This window comes from Pseudomonas lalkuanensis, assembly GCF_008807375.1.
Lineage (GTDB): Bacteria > Pseudomonadota > Gammaproteobacteria > Pseudomonadales > Pseudomonadaceae > Metapseudomonas > Metapseudomonas lalkuanensis.
In genome coordinates, this window is the sequence record NZ_CP043311.1 from 5,137,150 (window position 1) to 5,157,896 (window position 20,747).

The following is a 20,747-nucleotide window of genomic DNA, read 5'->3' on the forward strand; positions in this document are numbered from 1 at the left end:
GATATGTCCGCCTATATGGGGTCGCAATTTGTCGCTTCAAGGGGGCGGGACGATTGTCAGCCAGAAAACAAACACTGTATAAATACCCAGCCATCTCAGCGCGGGAGTCGCACCATGCTGGTACACCTGTCGATCCACAACTACGCCATCGTCGAGCACCTGGACCTGGAGCTCGAAGGCGGCATGTCCGTGATCACCGGCGAAACCGGAGCCGGCAAGTCGATCATGCTCGACGCCCTCGGCCTCACCCTGGGCGATCGCGCCGACAGCGGCGTGGTGCGCCCCGGCGCCGACAAGGCCGACATCCTCGCCAGCTTCGACATCAGCGACATTCCCGAAGCATGCGCATGGCTGGCCGAACGCGACCTGGACAACGACGGCCCCTGCATCCTGCGCCGCGTCATCACCGCCGAAGGCCGGTCGCGCGCCTATATAAATGGCAGCCCCTGCCCCCAGGGCGACCTCAAGGCCCTGGGCGAGCTGCTGATCGATATCCACAGCCAGCACGAACACCAATCCCTGCTCAAGGCCGATACCCATCGCCGCCTGCTGGACGAGTTCGCCGGCGCCAGCGACCTTGCCCGCCAGGTGCAGCTTGCCGCACAGCGCTGGCGGCAGACCCGCCAGGAGCTGGAACGCCTCTCCCGCGCCGGCGACGAGCAGCGCGCCCGCCACCAGTTGCTCAGCTACCAGCTGGACGAATTGGAAAACCTCGCCCTTGGCGAGAACGAACTGGAGCAGCTTGAACAGGAACACAAGAACCTGGCCAACGCCGAAAGCCTGCTGGCCGCCTGCCGCCAGGTGATCGATTTCTGCAGCGAAAGCGATGCCGGCAATGTGCTCAGCGCCCTGACCGCCAGCCTCAACCGCCTGACCGCCTTCCATACACAGCCCGGCGCCCTGGCCGAAGCGGTCAACCTGCTGTCCAGCGCACAGATCCAGGTCGAAGAAGCCATGGGCGAACTGAACCGCTTCCTCGACCACTTCGACGCCGATCCCGAACGCCAGCAGGCACTCGAAGAACGTCTCGACAGCATCTACACCCTGGCGCGCAAGCACCGGGTGCAGCCAAACAAGCTGGCGGAGCTGCAGCAGCGCCTGCTGGATGAACTGGAAGCCCTCAACGCTGACGACGAAGCGGTCGAGCGCCTGACCGAAGAATTATCCGCCTATGAGCGTCACTACCAGGAAAAGGCTGCCGAGCTGAGCCGGCTGCGCGGCGAAGCGTCCGACCGCCTGGCCGGTTCGGTGGAAACCGAAATGCAGCGACTGGGCATGCCCGGTGGGCGATTCAGCATCCAGCTGCACGCCAGCCAGATGGACGAACCGCAGCAGCAAGGCCTGGAACAGGTCGAGTTCCTGGTCAGCGCCAACCCGGGCCAGCCGCTCAAGGCACTGGCCAAGGTCGCGTCGGGCGGCGAGCTGTCCCGCATCAGCCTGGCCATCCAGGTGATCACCGCGCAGACCTCGCGCGTCCCCACGCTGGTGTTCGACGAAGTGGACGTGGGTATCGGCGGCCCCACCGCCGAAGTGGTCGGCCAGTTGCTGCGCCGCCTCGGCCAGCGTGGCCAGGTACTCACCGTCACCCACCTGCCCCAGGTGGCCGCGCAGGGCCATCATCATCTCTTCGTGCACAAGGAACGCGGCACGCAGGAAACCCGCACCGCCGTGGCCAAGCTGCAGGAAGCACCGCGCATCGAGGAAATCGCACGCATGCTGGGCGGCGTCGACCTCACCGAAGAATCCCTGGCCCACGCCAGGAAGATGGTGACCAGCGCCCAGGGCTGACCCACTCCAAACGAAAAAGGCGACCCTCAGGCCGCCTTTTCTTTTGCGCGAAGCGCTTACTTCTTCTTGCGGATATAGAGCACCAGATTGTGGTCAACCAGCTCGTAACCGCGCTCCTTGACGATTTCCTTCTGGCGCTTCTCGATTTCCGGATCGAAGAACTCGATCACTTCGCCGGAATCGACGCACACCATGTGATCGTGGTGGCCGCTATCGGCCAGCTCGAACACAGCGTGGCCGCCATCGAAGTTGTGGCGCACCACCAGACCCGCCGCCTCGAACTGGGTCAGGACCCGGTAGACGGTGGCCAGACCGACATCTTCGCCGGCTTCCATCAGGGCCTTGTAAACATCCTCCGCGCTCATGTGGCGTTGCTCGGTGGAGTCGAGCATCTGGAGGATCTTGACCCGAGGCAAGGTGACCTTCAGGCCGGCTTTACGCAGTTCGTTGTTTTCAACCATGGTCGGTTTTCTCGGGGAATGCAGCTTTCGCAGCTTCCCTTAATGCAGGTATGATCGGGACTTTTGATGCCCAGCCAAGATAGTGGAAGTCTCCCACCGATGCAAAACACCAAGCTCCTGCTGACCAGCCTCTCCTTCGCAGGCTTGCTCGCACTCGCCGGTTGTTCGTTTCCCGGTGTCTACAAGATCGACATCCAGCAGGGCAACGTCGTAACGCAGGACATGATAGACCAGTTGAAGCCTGGAATGACCCGACGTCAAGTGCGGTTTATCATGGGCAACCCGCTGATCACTGACACCTTCCACGCCAATCGCTGGGACTACCTCTACAGCATCCAGCCCGGTGGCGGCCAACGCCTCCAGGAACGTGTCAGCCTGATGTTCGACAGCAATGACCAACTGATCGGCCTGGCCGGCGACTTCATGCCCGGCGTGAGCCGTGACGAGGCGATTCTCGGCGGCGAAAGCACCACCACGACCACCGAAGCCAAGCCGGAGCAGCCGAAAGAGCAGCCCAAGGCTGAAGAACCGGCAGCGCCGGGCTCCCTGCTGGAGAAGATTCAGAAGGAAGTGGACAGTGCTGAACCGGTACCGGTACCGATTCCGGAACCGCTGGAAACCTCGCCGCAATAACATGCGGCAACAAAAAAGCCCGGGCTGGTCCCGGGCTTTTTATTGGGCGATCTTCGGGTTCAACTTTCGCCGGCGCGCGCCTGCGCAGCCTTCGCCGCACGCTGTTTGCGCACTTCCTTCGGATCAGCAATCAGCGGCCGGTAGATTTCCACCCGATCCCCCTCCTCCAGCAATCGCTCTTCCGGCTTGGGCAGAGACTTGCCGAAGATCCCTAGCGGGCAACTGGCGAGATCCAGCCCGGGGAAATACGCTTCCATCCCGCAACGCAGAGCCGCATCACGGGCGCTGATGCCCCTGGGGACACTCAGGCGCAGCAACTGCTGGCGACCCGCCAGGGCGTACACCACTTCGACCCGAATCATCTCCTCAGCCATAGAGCTCCTTCGCCCGCTGGCAGAAAGCATCGACCATTGTGTTGGCAGCCTGGTTGAACAGCGGCCCAAGGGTAGCCTTGACGATGGGGCCTGCGTAATCGAAGCGCAGGTCCAGACTGATCTTGCAGGCCTTGTCGCCCAGCGCCTTGAAATGCCAAACGCCGTGCAACTGGCTGAAAGGACCTTCTTCCAGGTTCATCTCGATGGTCCTGCCCTTCTCCAGCCGGTTGCGGGTAACGAATCGCTGGCTGAGGCTGCCCTTGGCGACCTCGAGACTGGCGAGCATATGGCTCTCGCTCTCTTCCATCACCTTGGCGGACGAACACCAGGGCAGGAACTCCGGGTAGCGCGCAACATCGTTGACCAGGTCGTAGAGCGCCTGCGCAGGAAATGGCAATAGGGCGGAGCGCTGGATATGCGTGGTCATCTTGGCCTCGAACAAGTATCCGGACTGCCTCGCGCAGAAATGCTGCCGAGCCGGACTGGACAAAAAAGTGCCGCATTGTCGGAGATTCGCCAATATCGCTCAAGCCTACGCCGCCGTAGCCGCGCCGTCTGCGACTCCCTATAATGCGCCGCCTATGGCTAAGCAAAAGAAACATCCGGAAGGCACCATCGCCCTCAACAAGAAGGCGCTGCACGACTATTCCATCGAACAGAAATTCGAAGCCGGGCTGGCTCTCGCCGGCTGGGAAGTGAAGAGTCTGCGCGCCGGAAAAGCACAGCTGGTAGACAGCTACGTGCTACTCAAGGACGGCGAGGCCTGGCTGCTCGGCAGCCACATCACTCCACTGAAGACCGCGAGCACCCACGTGATTGCGGACCCGGTGCGCACCCGCAAACTGCTCCTGCACAAGCGCGAGCTGGGCAAGCTGTTCGGAGCGGTTCAGCAGAAGGGCTATGCCTGTGTGGCACTGTCCATCTACTGGAAGAAGCACCTGATCAAGTGTGAGATCGCCCTGGCCAAGGGCAAGAAGGAGTTCGACAAGCGCGCCACGGAAAAGGAGCGCGATTCCGACCGCGAAATTGCACGGGCCATGCGCACCAAGGGCAAGGAATAAGCCCTGCTCAGAGAAACGCCGGGCATTGCCCGGCGTTTTTGTTTGCAGTCGCCACAGCCGCATGGACACGAGCCCTGCTCCCCCCCGGCGAACGGTCGCTTCAGAGACCTTGCCGCCGCTGCGCCCGCGCCAACCGCTGGGCCTCCAGCTGACCTTCTTCCAGCACTTCCTGGACGTACTGGATGTGCTGATGGGAAATCTCCCGAGCCTCCTCCGCACGCCGCTCGATGATCGCCTCGTAAAGGGCACGGTGCTGTCTGGCCAGCATCTCGCGGGTTTCTCCGCGCTGCAGATACATCCCGCCAATGTTGGTCACCACATTGTGCTTGAGCAGATCGAACAGGCCGCGAATGGTGTGCAGCAGCACCGCATTGTGGCTGGCCTCGGCAATCGCCAGGTGGAAGCGCGCATCCGCCGCGCCCTCCTCCGCCCGGTTCGCCTTGCTGTCCGGCGCATAGCACGCCTGCAGGTTCTCGTAGGCTTCGGTCAGGCGCTCGTGGTCCACGGGGGTTGCGCGTTGCGCCGCGTAGAAGGCACAGGAGCCTTCCAGCGTATGGCGAAATTCCAGAAGGTCGCGCTGGGCATCGGGATTGCTTTCCAGCAATTGCAGCAGGGGATCGCTGAATGTGGCACCCAATTCGGCCGCCACATAGTTGCCACCGCCCTGGCGACTGACCAGCAGCCCCTTGGCCGCCAGCTTCTGGATCGCCTCACGTAGCGAGGGGCGCGAGACGCCGAACTGCTCGGCAAGAACGCGCTCGGCGGGCAGCCGTTCACCCGCCTTCAAGGTGCCCTCGAGGATCATTGCCTCCAGGTGACTGACGATATCGTCCGACAAACGGCGCTGACGTACCTGACCGAATCCCATTGCTCTACCCACCCTTTCACGCCACACCGCGCGGCCTTCAAACACGGCGCCTGCGGCGCGTGACGCGGCAGCCTAACCAGCCGGCTCTCCCTGCACAAGAAGCACGGATTCCATCCCCCGCCCTACCAAAGTCGCAACGCGGCAAATTGACACAAGGATAGTCCGGCTTTTACTCTGAGCCGTCGAGATTGTAAATTGGTATTACCAATTTAGCCGACATGCAGCGCCGACTCGGTCTTCGCCTGCCGCTGTGCCACGAGCGCAACGGTCTACGCCCGATCCGGCTAACAGGCACTCCAAAAACAATTAGGGAGCCACCCCACGATGCAAACCTGGCAGCAGCTCTATACCCCCCTTGGCAGCCTCTGGCTGTCGGCGCTCGTCGCGCTCATCCCGATCGTGTTCTTCTTCCTGGCCCTGGCGGTGTTCCGCATGAAGGGCTACATCGCCGGCACCATCACTCTGGCACTGTCACTGGCGGTGGCGATCCTCGCCTTCCAGATGCCGGTGGACATGGCCTTCGCCGCGGCCGGATACGGCTTCGCCTACGGTCTCTGGCCCATCGCCTGGATCATCGTCGCGGCGGTATTCCTCTACAAACTCACGGTCAAGAGCGGCCAGTTCGAGGTGATCCGCAGCTCCGTGCTGTCCATCACCGATGACCAGCGCCTGCAGGTCCTGCTGATCGGCTTCTCCTTCGGGGCCTTCCTCGAAGGCGCCGCCGGCTTCGGCGCCCCGGTGGCCATCACCGCCGCCCTGCTGGTGGGCCTGGGCTTCAATCCGCTCTATGCGGCCGGCCTGTGCCTGATCGCCAATACCGCGCCGGTGGCCTTCGGCGCCCTGGGCATCCCGATCATAGTCGCCGGCCAGGTGACCGGGATCGACGCCTTCAAGATCGGCGCCATGACTGGCCGCCAGCTGCCGCTGCTGTCGATCATCGTGCCGTTCTGGCTGGTGGCCATGATGGATGGCTGGCGCGGCATCAAGGAAACCTGGCCGGCAGCCCTGGTGGCAGGCGCCAGCTTCGCCGTCACCCAGTACTTCACCTCCAACTTCATCGGCCCGGAACTGCCCGACATCACCTCCGCCCTGGTGAGCCTGATTTCCCTGACCCTGTTCCTGAAGGTCTGGCAGCCCACGCGCGCCGAAGACCGCGAAGTGGTCGGCGTCTCCGGCGGTGCGGCAGTGATGGGCGGTTTCGGCGGCCCGCGCAGCACCACCCCGTCGCCCTACAGCTTCGGTGAGATCCTCAAGGCCTGGTCGCCCTTCCTGATCCTGACCGTACTGGTGACCATCTGGACCCTGAAGCCCTTCAAGGCCATGTTCGCCCCGGGCGGCGCGATGGAGCAGTTCGTCTTCCTGTTCGCCATCCCCCACCTGGACCAGTTGGTGATGAAAGGCGCCCCCATCGTTGCCACCGCCACCGCGCTTCCGGCCGTCTACAAGCTGGACCCGATTTCGGCCACCGGCACCGCGATCTTCTTCTCCGCACTGATCTCCATGATCGTCCTGAAGATCGATCTCAAAAATGGTCTGACCACTTTGAAGGAAACTTTCGTCGAGCTGAAGTGGCCGATTCTGTCCATCGGCATGGTGCTGGCCTTCGCCTTCGTCACCAACTTCTCCGGCATGTCCACCACCCTGGCGCTGGTCCTGGCCGGTACCGGTGCGGCCTTCCCGTTCTTCTCGCCGTTCCTCGGCTGGCTGGGCGTGTTCCTGACAGGTTCGGACACCTCCTCCAACGCCCTGTTCGGCTCCCTGCAGGCCACCACCGCGCACCAGATCGGCGTCAACGACACCCTGCTGGTCGCGGCCAACACCAGCGGTGGCGTGACCGGCAAGATGATCTCGCCGCAATCCATCGCCGTGGCCTGCGCCGCCACCGGCATGGTCGGCAAGGAATCCGACCTGTTCCGCTTCACCCTGAAACACAGCCTGATGTTCGCCGCCATGGTCGGCCTGATCACCCTGGCCCAGGCCTACGTGTTCACCGGCCTGCTCGTTCATTAATGGCGCTTCCGGGCTGCATGCAGATGCAGCCCGGTTCCTGTTCACTGCCCTGAAGCCCTGAATCGGATCGAATTCATGATCATCTCCGCCTCCACCGACTACCGCGCCGCCGCCCAGCGCAAGCTCCCGCCCTTCCTGTTCCACTACATCGACGGCGGCGCCTACGCCGAGTACACCCTGCGCCGCAATGTCGAAGACCTGGCCAGCATCGCCTTGCGCCAGCGCGTGCTGCGGAACATGTCCGATCTGAGCCTGGAAACCAGCTTGTTCGGTGAGACCCTGTCCATGCCGGTGGCACTGGCCCCGGTGGGCCTGACCGGCATGTACGCCCGCCGCGGCGAAGTGCAGGCGGCCAAGGCGGCAGCGGCCAAGGGCGTCCCCTTCACCCTGTCCACCGTTTCGGTCTGCCCGATCGAAGAAGTGGCGCCGGCCATCAACCGCCCCATGTGGTTCCAGCTTTACGTGCTGAAGGACCGCGGCTTCATGAAAAACGCCCTGGAACGGGCCAAGGCCGCCGGCGTGACCACCCTTGTCTTCACCGTCGACATGCCAGTACCCGGCGCCCGCTATCGCGACGCCCACTCCGGCATGAGCGGCCCCAACGCACCGCTGCGCCGCATGCTGCAAGCCATGACCCACCCGTGCTGGGCCTGGGATGTGGGCCTGCTGGGCAAACCCCATGACCTCGGCAACATCTCCACCTACCGTGGCAACCCCACGGGCCTGGCGGACTACATCGGCTGGCTCGGCGCCAACTTCGACCCGTCGATTTCCTGGAAGGACCTGGAGTGGATCCGCGACTTCTGGGAGGGCCCGATGGTGATCAAGGGCATCCTCGACCCGGAAGATGCCAAGGACGCGGTGAAGTTCGGCGCCGATGGCATCGTCGTCTCCAACCACGGCGGCCGCCAACTCGATGGCGTACTCTCCAGCGCCCGCGCCCTGCCGGCCATCGCCGATGCGGTGAAGGGTGACCTGAAGATCCTCGCCGACTCCGGCATCCGCACCGGCCTGGACGTTGTGCGCATGCTCGCCTTGGGCGCCGACACCGTGATGCTCGGCCGCGCCTTCGTCTACGCTCTGGCCGCAGCAGGCGGTGCCGGCGTAAGCAATCTGCTGGACCTGATCGAAAAGGAAATGCGCGTGGCCATGGTGTTGACCGGCGCCAAATCCATCGGCGAAATCAGCGCCGATTCGCTGGTACGCGAACTCGGCCGCTGACCGGCCACCCAACTCCGGCGGGCCGTCCGCGGCCCGCGACAAATAGACGGGACACCGCATGAGCCTGCCGATTCCTTTCCTCAACACCGTCGAGCGCCTCATTCCCCGCGAGCGGCGCTTCGACGATCCGCTATCCACCCTGGCCTTCGGCACCGACGCCAGCTTCTACCGGCTGATTCCCAAGCTGGTTATCCGCGTCGAGAGCGAGGCCGAAGTCATCACCCTGCTCAAAGCCGCCCACGCCGAACTGGTCCCGGTGACCTTCCGTGCGGCCGGCACCAGCCTTTCCGGCCAGGCCATCAGCGACTCCGTATTGCTCGTCCTGGGTGATAACTGGAACGGTCGCGACATCCGCCAGGGCGGCGAACAGATTCGCCTGCAACCCGGCGTCATCGGTGCCCAGGCCAACGCCTGGCTCGCCCCCTTCGGCCGCAAGATCGGCCCCGACCCGGCGTCCATCAACGCCTGCAAGATCGGCGGCATCGTCGCCAACAATGCCAGCGGCATGTGCTGCGGCACCGCGCAGAACAGCTACCACACCCTCGCCGGCCTGCGCCTGGTGCTAGCCGACGGCACCCTGCTGGACACCGAGGACGCCGCCAGCGTCGCTGCCTTCCGCCAGAGCCACGGCCCACTGCTGGCCGAGCTGGCCGAACTGGGCCGGCAGACCCGCGCCGATATCGCGCTGGCCTCGAAGATCCGCCACAAGTACCGGCTGAAGAACACCACCGGCCTGTCACTGAACGCCCTGGTGGACTTCGACGACCCACTGGACATCCTCAGCCACCTGCTGGTGGGTTCCGAAGGCACCCTGGGCTTCATCAGTGCGGTGACCTACGACACCGTGCCCGACCACCCGTACAAGGCCAGCGCGCTGATCGTCTTCCCCGACGTGGAAAGCTGCTGCAAGGCCGTCACCCTGCTCAAGAGCCAGCCGGTGTCGGCGGTGGAGCTGCTGGACCGTCGCAGCCTGCGCTCGGTGGAAACCAAGCCCGGCATGCCTGAATGGGTGAAGGGTCTAACGGCCGGCGCCTGCGCCCTGCTGATCGAATCCCGCGCGGCCAGCCAGAGCCTGCTGCACGAGCAACTCGCGCAGATCATGGCGTCCATCGCCCACTTCCCGCTGGAGCAGAAGGTCGACTTCAGCGAAGACCCGGTCGTCTACAACCTGCTGTGGAAAATCCGCAAGGACACCTTCCCTGCCGTCGGCGCCGTGCGCCAGACCGGCACCACGGTGATCATCGAAGACGTCACCTTCCCCATCGAGCAGCTGGCCGAGGGAGTCAATCGCCTGCTCGCGCTGTTCGACAAGCACGGCTACGACGAGGCGATCATTTTCGGCCACGCCCTGGAGGGCAACCTGCACTTCGTCTTCACCCAGGGCTTCGAGCAGCCCGAACAGGTGGCACGCTACGAAGCCTTCATGCAGGACGTGGCGCAACTGGTGGCGGTGGAGTTCGGCGGCTCGCTCAAGGCCGAGCACGGCACCGGGCGCAACATGGCCCCCTTCGTCGAACTGGAATGGGGCAGCGACGCCTACCAGCTCATGTGGCAGATCAAGCGCCTGCTGGACCCGCGCGGCATCCTCAACCCGGATGTGATCTTCAGCGAGGACCGCGACATCCACCTGAAGAACCTCAAGCCGCTGCCGGCCGCCGACGAAATCGTCGACAAATGCATCGAGTGCGGCTTCTGCGAACCGGTGTGTCCCTCCAAGGGGCTGACCCTCAGTCCCCGCCAGCGCATCGTCATCTGGCGCGACATCCAGGCCAAACGGCGCGCCGGCATCGACACCGCCGAGCTGGAACAGGCCTATCAGTACCAGGGCATCGACACCTGCGCCGCCACCGGCCTCTGCGCCCAGCGCTGTCCAGTGGGCATCAACACCGGCGACCTGGTGCGCAAGTTGCGCGCGAACGACGCCCACCACGCCGGCAGCGCCGACTGGCTGGCCAGACACTTCGCCCTTGCCCTGAAGGGCACGCGCCTGACCCTGCGGGTCGCCGATGGCGCGCGCCGGGGACTGGGCGCGCCGTTGCTGGCGAAGACCTCCGGCGTCCTGCGCCAGCTGTCCGGCAATCGCCTGCCGCAATGGTCACCCGCCCTGCCCCGAGCCGCAGCGCCCATCCACTTCATCCCGCCGACCGCCGACAACCGGCCTCGCGTGGTCTACCTGGCTGCCTGCGTATCCCGCGCCATGGGGCCATCCGCCGGCGACCACGAGCAGGTACCACTGATCGACAAGACCCGCATGCTGCTGGAAAAGGCCGGCTACCAGGTGGTGTTCCCGGAAAACCTCGACAGCCTCTGCTGCGGCCAGCCCTTTGCTTCCAAGGGCTACCCGGAGCAGGCGGAAACCAAGCGTCGCGAACTGGTGAACGCCCTGCTCGCCGCCAGCCGTGGCGGCCTCGACCCCGTCTATTGCGACACCAGCCCCTGCACCCTGCGCCTGGTCCAGGACGGCCTGGATTCGCGGCTGCAACTGTTCGACCCGGTGCGTTTCATCCGCAGCCACCTGCTGGATCGGCTGGAGTTCACCCCGCAGGACAAGCCCGTGGCCGTCCACGTCACCTGCAGCACCCAGCATCTGGGCGAAGCGCAGGGACTCATCGACATCGTCAAGCGCTGCACCCGGGAAGTGGTGGTGCCGGAAGGCATCCACTGCTGTGGCTTCGCCGGCGACAAGGGCTTCACCACCCCGGAACTGAACGCTCACTCCCTACGCTCGCTGAAGGATGCCGTGCAGATTTGCGACGAAGGCGTTTCCACCAGCCGTACCTGCGAGATCGGCCTGTCCCAGCACGGCGGTATCGACTACCACGGGCTGGTCTATCTGGTGGATCGCGTCACCCGCCCCCGCCTTGGGCCGTGAACAAGGCAGGCGTGTAGCCTCGATTCGTGGGAGCGAATTCATTCGCGAATGAATTCGCTCCCACAACCAAGCCATTGCTTGCCCTCCAACCACCGGGACAAAAAACCTGAACCCACCCGAACCAGGGCAGTCCACCCCATAAGCCCGGCGTACGCCCATGGCTTATCCGTCTCGAACACACAGGCCCCAGCGCCGAGGAAACCGAGAGGAGACTTCCCATGAAACGCACAGCCCTGTTGATGACCGCTGCCCTGCTCACCTCGCCCGCGTTCGCCGCGACCGACCTGTGCAGCGTCAACCTGCAGAAACTCAACGACGCCATCGCGACCAATACCGCCATTGGCGAACCGCTGCGCCAGCAAGTCCAGGAACTGCGCATGAAGGCCGAACGGGCCCAGCAGTTGGGTGACACCGAAGCCTGCGTCAACGCCACCACCCTGGCACTGCAACGCCTGCAACAGCCTGGCACCGAAGGCGGCGCCGGCGAGTCCAGCTGACGGCCTGCATAGCGGGTAGGGCGCGCCGTGCGCCCCGAGGGTTTGCAGCAGTACCTCGGTTGGTCCCGGCACCCGCCCGGAGCTTTCCTATACTGCTCAGCGGTTAACCCGAAAAGGAGGTCCGACATGCGCCGTATCGCCGTACTGCTTGCCGCCGCCCTGCTCAGTGCCCCCGTTCTCGCGTCACACTGCCCAGCGGACATGGCGAAGATCGACCAGATACTGAAGACAGATCCCCCCGCCGACCCCGCCGTGCTCGAACAGGTGAAAAAGCTCCGCGCCGAAGGCGAAGAGCTGCATAAATCCGGCGATCATGCCGAGTCAGAGAAAGTGCTGGCTGAAGCGCTGAACCTGTTGCAGGCCAGCGAATAGCAAAGACCCAGGATCCAGCGCGAGCTGGATCCTGTCCCTCAGGCCTCCTGACCCAGCAACGAAAGCGCCATCCGGCGCACCTGCTTCAGGTCTACCGGCTTGCTCAGGCAGGCATCGGCGCCGCGGCGGCGCGCTTCGGCCAGGAGTTTTTCATCCACCGCCGCGCTCACCACAAGCACCGGCGTCATCGCCAGGCGCGGGCTGGAACGAACGAAGTCGAGCACGTCCAGGCCATCGCCGTCGGGCAGGTCCAGGTCCAGCAGCAACAGGGACGGGGTGATATCCGCCAGCAGCGCCAGCGCCTTGCCCACCGACCCGGCGCCACGCACCTCGGCCATGTCCCGCAGCCCTTCCTGCAGCACCTTGAGGCAGGCCGGATGGTCTTCCACGCAGAGCACCTTCGGCTGTACCGGCCGCTCTTCCTCCTCGGGCCTGGCAGGCGCCGGGGGCTCGAAATCATCCGATGCAGCGACGCTGGGCAGGTCGATCCAGAAACGGCTGCCGATATCCGGCGCGCTGCTGAAGCCCATTTCGCCGCCCATCAACTCCGCCAGTTCGCGGCACAGCACCAGGCCGATACCAGTGCCCGGAATCGTCGAATTCTCCCGGCCAAGGCGCTGGAAAGGCTGGAACAACATGGCCTGCTGCTCCTGGCTGAGGCCCGGCCCACTGTCGGCCACCCAGAGGCGCACGGCTGCCGGGCGAACCTCGTACCCCATGCTCACCATGCCCTGCGGGCTGTTGTACTTCACAGCATTGGAGAGCAGGTTGAGCATCACCTGGCGCAGGCGGCGGGCATCGGCCATCACATGCAGCGATGGCACCGGGGGCGGCATCAATTGCAACTGCAGGTGGCGCGCCTGGAGCTCGGGCTGGATCAGCTCGCCGCAACTGGCCAGCAGAGGTCCGATATCCACAGGCTTGAGCTGCAGCTTCTGCCGACGGTTCTCGATGCTCGACAGATCGAGGATGTCGTCCACCAGCGAGGTGAGGTGACGGCTGGCGTTGACGATCTCCTGCGCGTAGTCGCCTTCCACCTTGCGATCTTCCTGGCCTTCCGCCTCCAGGGCGATGAGCTGGGCGAAGCCGTTGATGGCATTGAGCGGGGTGCGCAGCTCGTGACTCATGCTGGACAGGAAGCGGCTCTTGGCCTGGCTCGCCGCCTGGGCCTCACGGCTGGCAACGCGCAACTCTTCCTCCACCTGCTTGAGGCGGGTGATATCCACATGGGTACCGGCCACCCGCAGGGCGCGGCCATCGGAGTCGCGCTCCAGCACCTTGCCGCGGCTGAGCAGCCAGGAATAACGCCCTTCGACATCGGCAAAACGGTACTCGGCATCGAAGTTGTCCTGTTCGCTGACCGAGAACAGCATCCGCAGGCGACGTACCCGCTCCACATCATCGGGGTGCACACGCTCGTTGAATTCGGTGAAGGTGATGTTGTCGCTGCGCAGCCCGAAGCGTTTGACGAAGCGCCCGCTCATCTTCATCGACAGGGAAATGGCATCCACTTCCCAGAGACTTTCCGTGGTGCTTTCCAGTACCAGGTCGAGGTTGCGCCTGGCCTCCAGCCGCTCCTCCTCGCTGGCCTGCAATTGCGCGCCGCTAAGCTGAACAGCCTCGGCCAGCGCCTGCAGTTCAGCGATTCGGCTACTCGGCGCCGGCGGGCGGAAGTCACCCTGGCCGATGCGCTTCATCATTCCCATGATCGCTGCCATCGGTGTGGCCAGCTCGCCACTGAGACGCCGCGAACGCGACCACATCCAGGCGAAGAACAGAGCGTAGAAGAAGCCGAGCCCGGCGATCAGCAGATAACCGATCTGCTGGTAGCGCTCGGCAAGGCGGTTGGTTTCCTTGAAGATGTTGGCTTCGTCCACCACCATCATCAGGCGCCAGCCGGTCTGCGGAATCTCGGCCCAGGCCACCAGCTGCTTGCGCCCGCCCAGCTCCACTTCCTGCACATTGCCCTTGCCGGCGGCCATGGCCTCCAGCAGCGGCTGCATCTCGCGGTGGCGGGCCAGATTGAAGTCCTCGGGCTTGAGCACCTCGCGGCGCACCGCCTCGTCATAGGAGAATCGGGTCAGCTCGCGCAGGCCGAAGTCGCGCTCCCCCGCCTCCGGCAGCGCCATGATGCTGTGATCGCGGCTCACCAGCATCGCGTACCCCTGCCAGGGCACCTTCAGGCTGCCGATTTCGCCGAGCATCTGCCCCACGGTGATATCCAGCCCCACGACCCCCTCGAGGAAATCGCCGCGGTAGACCGGGGTGATCGCCGACATCATCCAGCCGAGGCCGGCCGGGTCCAGGTAGACGTCGGTCCAGACCGTCTTGCGCTGCGGGTTGTGCTTGGCGTCGGCGAGGTAATAGAAGTTGTAGTTGGGTATCACCATGTCATGGGGATACTGCTCGGGCGTCATGAAGAAGGGATAGATGCGGTTGTAGCTGTCCCAACTGTTGAAGTAGACCGCCGCCACCAGCGGGTTGGCCTCGCGGATCGAACGCATCAGCGGGTCCACCTGGGACAGGCGCAGCGCCTTCTCGTGGTCCTGCTTCTCCACCGGCGTGCTGCTGGCATAGAAGGAAGCGGCGCGGCCGTCGTCGGTGCGGGTGTAGAAGACGCCGTCGGAACTCAGCACATGGCGCTGCCGCTCCAGGTCATCCGGCCTGAAATTGCGATCATGCAGCGACCGGCCCACGGCATCGCGGAACAGCCGCGTGGGCACCTCGATGCCCTGCAGGCGCATATCGATCACCTTGCCCTCGCGCAGCACCGCGCTGCTCAGGTCCTCCAGCGCGCTCTGCTGCAGGTAGTCCACCTGGGCATCGCGGATTGCGCTGTTGGTCAGCAGATAAGCCGTGATCAGCACCGATTCGACCAGAATCAGCGGGATCAGGGCACTCTGTACGAAGGCACGCCAGATCCACTGGCGGAGGGGAGTTCGGGCAGAACGCGGCATGGCGACGTCTCGGCTCAAAGGTCTTCCTGACGATAGCCTGCAATCATATAGCAAGCACCCATGACATTAGGTCAAAAGCGAGGTCGACGCTGCCCCGCCTTATGCCGTAGAATCAGCTCCGTTGTACACCCTTGCAGTATTGGGGCCGATTAGGATTCGACGCCGGTAACAAAACTCTAGGGGCATGCCGAGCTGGTAGCAGACCTCGTAAATTAGCTGCTGCAAACTATTAGTTGCCAACGACGACAACTACGCTCTGGCTGCTTAATGCGCCAGCAGTCGCTAGGGGATGCCTGTAAACCCGAAACGACTGTCAGATAGAACAGGATCGCCGCCAAGTTCGCTGTAGACGTAACGGCTAAAACTTATACAGCTCGCTCAAAGCACCCTGCCAGTCGGGCCGCGATGAGCTAACTCAGTAGACTTGGCTAAGCATGTAGTCCCGAAAGCGGAGAACTGGCGGACGGGGGTTCAAATCCCCCCGGCTCCACCACCATCCTTACACAGCGGCCTGATTTCGGGCTTCTGTGCTCAGTCCACCGGCCGCCTCAGGCCGGTGTGACACTGAGGTGTTACATTTGTGTGGGGCATCATCCGGTGCCCAGCATGAAACCATCCCCCTCTTACCTGACCATCAATCGTCACGGCACGTATTACTTCCGCGCGGTCATTCCTCGTCCATTGCGCCCCCTCTTCAATGGGCAACGAGAAATCAGGCGCACCCTGAAAACCGACAGCCAACGCTTGGCCCGAAAACGAGCCCGCCAGTATGCTGCTCGTTTTGAAGCAGCCTGTGACAAGGTAATGAGCGTGGCAAAGCGCGACGAGCTAGGCCTTACCGAGGCCGACTACCTAGAGATGATGGAGCTGTTCCCAGACTTCTCTAGCCCCAAAGATGACAGCCAACCTACTGAGCCCATCCTCTCGAACGAGGAAATCGAGGCTCGTCAACGTCGCCAAGAAGTGGCACGGCTGCTGACTGGCGCCCATGGCAGGCCGATCCCAAGCGAACACGAGGCGTTGGCAGAGCAACTGCTGGAGCTCTCCCGGCCCTATCAACCAACCGAGCTACGGGCCGTATTGCCGAAGCTGCGGGATGAGTTGGTACTTAGGAGCCTTCGTCCGGTCCGTGACGGCGCTGGCGCTGTAGAAACGCCCCAAGCAGGTCCGAGCTACGACCCAGCAATGGCCGACTGGACGCTCTATCAGGTATGGGAACACCAACTGGAACGCGACAGAGCTGACACCTCGTCAAAAGGTGGACAGGCAAACCACGGCGGTACTCTTGCGGAAAGGGAACGCCTCGCCCGGGTTATGACCGTCCTGACGCAGCACAAACCCGTATGCCAACTAACCAAGAAAAACTGGCAAGCAGCCTACGACAACGCCCGAATGACGAAGGCCAACGCCGAGGCATCAATTGACCCGCCGACGCAATTGGGTGAAATCCTGACCAATGACCCGGAGGAACTGACCGGTCATGAGCGTGTTCGCGCCCTCATAGCTTTCATGAAGCAAATCCAAGCACATGCTCGCTACCTGGATTTGACCACATTCAGACCAGATGACGTGATCATCAAGCCTGTCGAGGAAAGGAAGAACAAGCGAAGCCGTGATGGTGTTGCCTTTGAGGACGATGACATAGAGGCAATCTTCTCCGGCTACATATACAAGGGGCCAATCGCGGATGGGCGAACCAAGGCATATCCGTTTTGGTTCTGGCTTCCCTTGGTAGGCTATTTCACCGGTGCTCGAACGAACGAAATAGCGCAACTCGATACCGCTGACATTCGGGTCGTAGACGGACATCCCTGCTTCGATTTCTGTGCTGATGCTGTTGATGCACCTGAGGCAAAGCGAATCAAGACCGGCGAAGCTCGGCAAGTACCTATTCATCCTCGACTGGTCGAACTGGGGTTTCTTGATTATGTGGACAGCCAGCGACAAGCAAGACAGAAAAAACTGTTTGGCGACGGGCTAACCTACCTGTCCCCACGAGACAACGAAACCAAGCACAACAAGGAAGGCTGGGCCAAGAGTGCCGGTAAGTTCTTCAATGAGGAACCCAGAGGGTATCTCGTCACCATTGGTGTTCATAAACCAAACGACGGAAAGAGCATCTACTCATTCCGACACACCCTGATTACTAAACTGGGTCATGCGAAGCGCAACGGCGAGCCGTTGGATAAAACCATTATTCAATCAATTGTGGGCCACACTCCGGAAGATATGGCGGGAAGGCACTATGATGAAGGGGCCACAGTTGAGCAAATGCTGGCCGCCCTTATGCTTCTGCCAATCCCGACAGCCATACAACGACTCACTGGCTATCAAGGGGACTTCGTTGAGCGGTTTGGAGATGTGCTAACCAAGAGCATTCAGAGTCACCGCCACAGGCACGCAAGGACCGTTTAGACAATAGCTCAGGGCACTACATTGCCCTGAGCTTTCTATGGCAAATCAAACAGAAATCATTCTCCGATATCGCTGCTGAAGCGCCAACTTACCACCCTCCATAATCTCACAAACCTCCCTCCTCACTGAAAGCTCTTGCAAACCACCAGAAGCGGAAATCTCTATATTCCCTTTATCTTGGAGCGCAACAACAAACTCAGAGTCGCCATTTACTACAATATTAGGATTGTGAGTAACAACAATAACCTGTCGACGAGCTTTATTTTCCTGAAGCCTGGAAACAATCAACGAAGAGATAAGACCATTATCAAGATCATCTTCGGGCTGATCCAAAACCAGAGGTTCATTACCATACGACAACAAGAAAGAAAGTATTGTTGCAGCCTTTTGCCCAGCCGAACCCTGGGATATATCTCTCAACCTCTTGCCATCACTATACCGAACAACCAACCGATCATCCGGAAACCAAACACTCAGCTGATCCAAAACCTGAGGCTGTGACTGTGCAAAATAATCTGAGAATCTTTTCCCTAGGGAGCACCCCAAAACCTGCCCGTTTCCCAGATTATAGAACTCACCCTTAAATGAATGTACTAAATCAAATACAGCCGAGAGAACACCCTCATCTTTAGCCCCCTGCTCTGTCAGCAGCATCAATTGCTGAGACAAAGCATAAAGGAACCCACTCTTCTTCTCTTGATCATAAATATCCCCAGCAAAAGTCCCATCCGTCCGACCAATGACCTTTCTGAAAGATTCCTCCATATCAGCGACATTGCACAGAGGCTCAATTTTTAAATCAATCGCCTCGTTGCCAGCGAAATTTCTCTCTATAAATTCGATTCGCCTTCTTGTCAGTTCCTTTCTAAGTTCAATTAACTCAGCATACACCTGGTTAATTTTTTGCGTAGTTTGACTAACCTCAGCCTCAATACTATCCAACTCTTGTATTCGGCCCTGAATTGAGGCGCGACTCGCCACCAACTGCTGATACTCAGATGGATTCTGCACTCCCTGCCGGGTGAGTTCTTGAACAAGAGCAGTGTACTCATCAAAACACTGCTTCTGGACAGCATTGAACTGACTTGTCGAAAGCCAAACATTGAAATCTTTTACCTTCTGCTCAGCCGCCGCGATGAGGCCTGCAAGACTGCTCCTCAACTCTTCACGGGCTTCTGAAAGTAACCTGACGCCTTGTATAACCTCAGAATCGACCGCCGACTCAGGATCAAAAGCCGCCTCATCAAGAGAGGCATCATCAGAACCATCCAGAACCTCTAAGACTTTCTCTCCCAGGGAGGAGTATGAGGAAACGTAATCATAGACAGCTTTTTTCTTTGCAGTTGCAGAGTTAAATGCAGACAAAACCCTGGCATGCCCGGAAGCTTCAATGAGCTGAATCTTCTGATTAACATCAGCCAACTGCCCAACTAGGACGCTCTTATTCGATAACTTACCTTGCTGTTCTCGACGCTGCCCACAGAGAGCCAGGAAATGATTTTCCCGGTCGCTCCATTTCATTTTCCACCCAAGTAAATCAACACTATCAGACTCATCAATTAGCCGAACAAGAGCATTAGGGTTCTTTGCCAAATCATAGATTTGCTTTTGACTGAATATCTTTATGGGAAATCTACTTCTCGCATCTCCCTGCTCTGCGACCCATGAAACCCCATCCCATTTGAATATCTCAATCTGCTGGGCACTATACTGCCATTGCAATAAATAGTAGGCGCCCTCCTTCCTTATGGTGCACAGGATTTTAGTATCATCTAACAGCACACCATCAGCATCTCTACTAACGGATTTCTGTGCAAAGCGCGAAAAAGTCTCCTTCACTTCGCTGCGACCCGGTATATCTGTCAGGTCCTTACTCCTGCCAGCCCCAATCCGTATAAACTCAAGAATTGAAGACTTCCCACTCCCCCTACCACCAATTATTGAGTTAAGCCATGGATTAAACTTAATCTCCAGAGGCTTACCTCTTCCACAATATTTTGCATCCGAGATGGATATGGAATGAATCAACGTGCTTGAGACCGCATTCGGATCACTTGCTACCGTCTCAGACCTCTTCATCGATGACTTTCCATCAATTAATGCAAGTCTTAATCCATCAATAGTCGGGGTAGACATTTTTATCCATGTATACGCCCTTCCCACTTCAGTAGGATGATGTGAATCTGAGCCAATAACCTCGGCAAGGCCCGAATCGATCCCCCTGAATTTTCTTATAAGTTCATCGTGTTCTGCTGAGCGCCCCCCTTCTGGAAAGATAACCTCCACCGCAGACGCTTTCTTGCAAATCTGGCTGATAGTATGTGATGACTGAACTTGACACATGCCGGCCTTCATATCGATATGAGCCGGGATTGCAACACCACCCGATCTGACTATCTCGTCAACTACATTTTCAGCACTTTCTTCTGCTACAGCATCGCTATTCCCATACTGCCCTCTAAACTTAGCAGCACCAACAACCGCCATAATATCTTCAGAGGTCTTTTCAGGGTCAAAAATTCCAAGTATGTGAATATTCCCATTGGCCGTTATTTCAACCCCTGGAAACACGTAGATAGTTTTACCTTCTGACCTTAACTGAGCAGCCGCCTCTTTAAGGCCATTTACCCACACTCCGGTATTGTGATCTGTAACGGCCACACACTCTATGCCCTTATCAATAAAAGTGGTTAGCCACTCCCTCGGTGTGACGGTCTCCTTCAATTGTGGCTCTGCACGGCCATAGTCCATAGAAGCAGGAGTGTGCGTATGAAAATCAAACTTCCACCATCGAGCTCCAACCTCAACCATGTGATTCCCTTCCTCTAAGCGTTATGTGTAGGAACAGTCCAATCAGTCGAAGCTGGTTGGAGGACCAGCCGGACCTTGGCTATCAATCGGGATCAAGCCCAATGGACAGCGCTGGCTTTAGTTATCTCTATGCCTAGTCCAATCAGATACAGCAACCACTTTTTCAAGGGCACTTCAAACAGTCGTTTTAAATGACTGCTACCTCAAGACAGGCTTTGAAGTTATGGGCGTATAGCCGCGCTGACTGGCACAGGCCAGGCAGCCCTCATTCTTTGGAAGCCAGAGAGAGCGGTGGCGTCATAGGCGTGCCAATTAGGGTGTACCTAGGGAACCACGATCTAGCTGTACACGGAATGATCAAATACGGCTGGTAAATCGTGCCACTAAATTGCTTTACATACTTAAAG

Annotated in this window: 15 protein-coding genes and 1 other RNA gene; 10 read left to right on the forward strand and 6 right to left on the reverse strand. The window is 60.5% G+C overall.

All coding sequences use genetic code 11. From position 1 onward, the window contains the following. Positions 1-114 precede the first annotated feature (114 nt). The gene (gene recN, locus FXN65_RS23840) at positions 115-1,788 is read left to right on the forward strand and encodes a DNA repair protein RecN (protein ID WP_151137037.1); all 1,674 of its coding nucleotides are present in this window, start codon (positions 115-117) and stop codon (positions 1,786-1,788) included. Positions 1,789-1,844: 56 nt separating this feature from the next. Here the strand turns inward: recN and fur are convergent, their stop codons facing one another. Next, positions 1,845-2,249: a ferric iron uptake transcriptional regulator gene (fur, locus tag FXN65_RS23845; protein ID WP_120654496.1), complete on the reverse strand. Its 405-nt coding sequence runs from the start codon at positions 2,247-2,249 to the stop codon at positions 1,845-1,847. A gap of 99 nt (positions 2,250-2,348) precedes the next feature. Here fur and FXN65_RS23850 point away from each other — a divergent pair, with 99 nt between their 5' ends. After that, a complete protein-coding gene (locus FXN65_RS23850; RefSeq protein WP_151137039.1) occupies positions 2,349-2,882 on the forward strand; it encodes an outer membrane protein assembly factor BamE in 534 nt (177 codons plus the stop codon). Positions 2,883-2,941: 59 nt separating this feature from the next. On the opposite strand, the gene FXN65_RS23855 is transcribed toward FXN65_RS23850, so the two are convergent. Both FXN65_RS23855 and FXN65_RS23860 read right to left on the reverse strand, forming a co-directional pair. Further along, a complete protein-coding gene (locus FXN65_RS23855) occupies positions 2,942-3,256 on the reverse strand; it encodes an RnfH family protein (protein ID WP_151137041.1) in 315 nt (104 codons plus the stop codon). Beyond that, positions 3,249-3,683 carry a type II toxin-antitoxin system RatA family toxin gene (locus tag FXN65_RS23860; RefSeq protein WP_151137043.1) on the reverse strand — a complete coding sequence of 145 codons (435 nt, stop codon included), beginning with the start codon at positions 3,681-3,683 and terminating at the stop codon, positions 3,249-3,251. The genes FXN65_RS23855 and FXN65_RS23860 overlap by 8 nt, the downstream gene beginning before the upstream one ends. A gap of 154 nt (positions 3,684-3,837) precedes the next feature. Here FXN65_RS23860 and smpB point away from each other — a divergent pair, with 154 nt between their 5' ends. Next, positions 3,838-4,317, forward strand: coding sequence for an SsrA-binding protein SmpB (smpB, locus tag FXN65_RS23865; protein ID WP_028629989.1), 480 nt, complete (start codon positions 3,838-3,840; stop codon positions 4,315-4,317). 100 nt (positions 4,318-4,417) lie between these two features. On the opposite strand, the gene FXN65_RS23870 is transcribed toward smpB, so the two are convergent. Further along, complete coding sequence (locus tag FXN65_RS23870) at positions 4,418-5,185, reverse strand: FCD domain-containing protein (protein WP_151138931.1); 768 nt, start codon at positions 5,183-5,185, stop codon at positions 4,418-4,420. A gap of 324 nt (positions 5,186-5,509) precedes the next feature. Here FXN65_RS23870 and FXN65_RS23875 point away from each other — a divergent pair, with 324 nt between their 5' ends. The 5 genes from FXN65_RS23875 (at position 5,510) to FXN65_RS23895 (ending at position 12,157) form a co-directional block, all read left to right on the forward strand. After that, positions 5,510-7,195 carry a lactate permease LctP family transporter gene (locus FXN65_RS23875; RefSeq protein WP_151137045.1) on the forward strand — a complete coding sequence of 562 codons (1,686 nt, stop codon included), beginning with the start codon at positions 5,510-5,512 and terminating at the stop codon, positions 7,193-7,195. Positions 7,196-7,270: 75 nt separating this feature from the next. After that, positions 7,271-8,416, forward strand: a complete 1,146-nt coding sequence (gene lldD, locus FXN65_RS23880; RefSeq protein WP_151137047.1) for an FMN-dependent L-lactate dehydrogenase LldD — start codon at positions 7,271-7,273, stop codon at positions 8,414-8,416. A gap of 58 nt (positions 8,417-8,474) precedes the next feature. Beyond that, positions 8,475-11,288 carry an FAD-binding and (Fe-S)-binding domain-containing protein gene (locus tag FXN65_RS23885; protein WP_151137049.1) on the forward strand — a complete coding sequence of 938 codons (2,814 nt, stop codon included), beginning with the start codon at positions 8,475-8,477 and terminating at the stop codon, positions 11,286-11,288. 218 nt (positions 11,289-11,506) lie between these two features. After that, positions 11,507-11,785 carry a hypothetical protein gene (locus FXN65_RS23890; RefSeq protein ID WP_151137051.1) on the forward strand — a complete coding sequence of 93 codons (279 nt, stop codon included), beginning with the start codon at positions 11,507-11,509 and terminating at the stop codon, positions 11,783-11,785. 126 nt (positions 11,786-11,911) lie between these two features. After that, positions 11,912-12,157, forward strand: coding sequence for a hypothetical protein (locus FXN65_RS23895; RefSeq protein ID WP_151137053.1), 246 nt, complete (start codon positions 11,912-11,914; stop codon positions 12,155-12,157). 38 nt (positions 12,158-12,195) lie between these two features. On the opposite strand, the gene FXN65_RS23900 is transcribed toward FXN65_RS23895, so the two are convergent. Further along, complete coding sequence (locus FXN65_RS23900) at positions 12,196-15,114, reverse strand: hybrid sensor histidine kinase/response regulator (RefSeq protein ID WP_151138933.1); 2,919 nt, start codon at positions 15,112-15,114, stop codon at positions 12,196-12,198. 141 nt (positions 15,115-15,255) lie between these two features. On the opposite strand from FXN65_RS23900, the gene ssrA reads away from it, so the two are divergent. Both ssrA and FXN65_RS23910 read left to right on the forward strand, forming a co-directional pair. Next, positions 15,256-15,607, forward strand: a transfer-messenger RNA (tmRNA) gene (ssrA, locus tag FXN65_RS23905). 113 nt (positions 15,608-15,720) lie between these two features. After that, positions 15,721-17,529, forward strand: coding sequence for a site-specific integrase (locus FXN65_RS23910; RefSeq protein WP_151137055.1), 1,809 nt, complete (start codon positions 15,721-15,723; stop codon positions 17,527-17,529). A 45-nt stretch (positions 17,530-17,574) separates the two neighbouring features. Here FXN65_RS23910 and FXN65_RS23915 read toward each other — a convergent pair whose 3' ends face one another. After that, positions 17,575-20,340 carry a TrlF family AAA-like ATPase gene (locus FXN65_RS23915; RefSeq protein ID WP_151137057.1) on the reverse strand — a complete coding sequence of 922 codons (2,766 nt, stop codon included), beginning with the start codon at positions 20,338-20,340 and terminating at the stop codon, positions 17,575-17,577. Between the last annotated feature and the right edge of the window lie 407 nt (positions 20,341-20,747).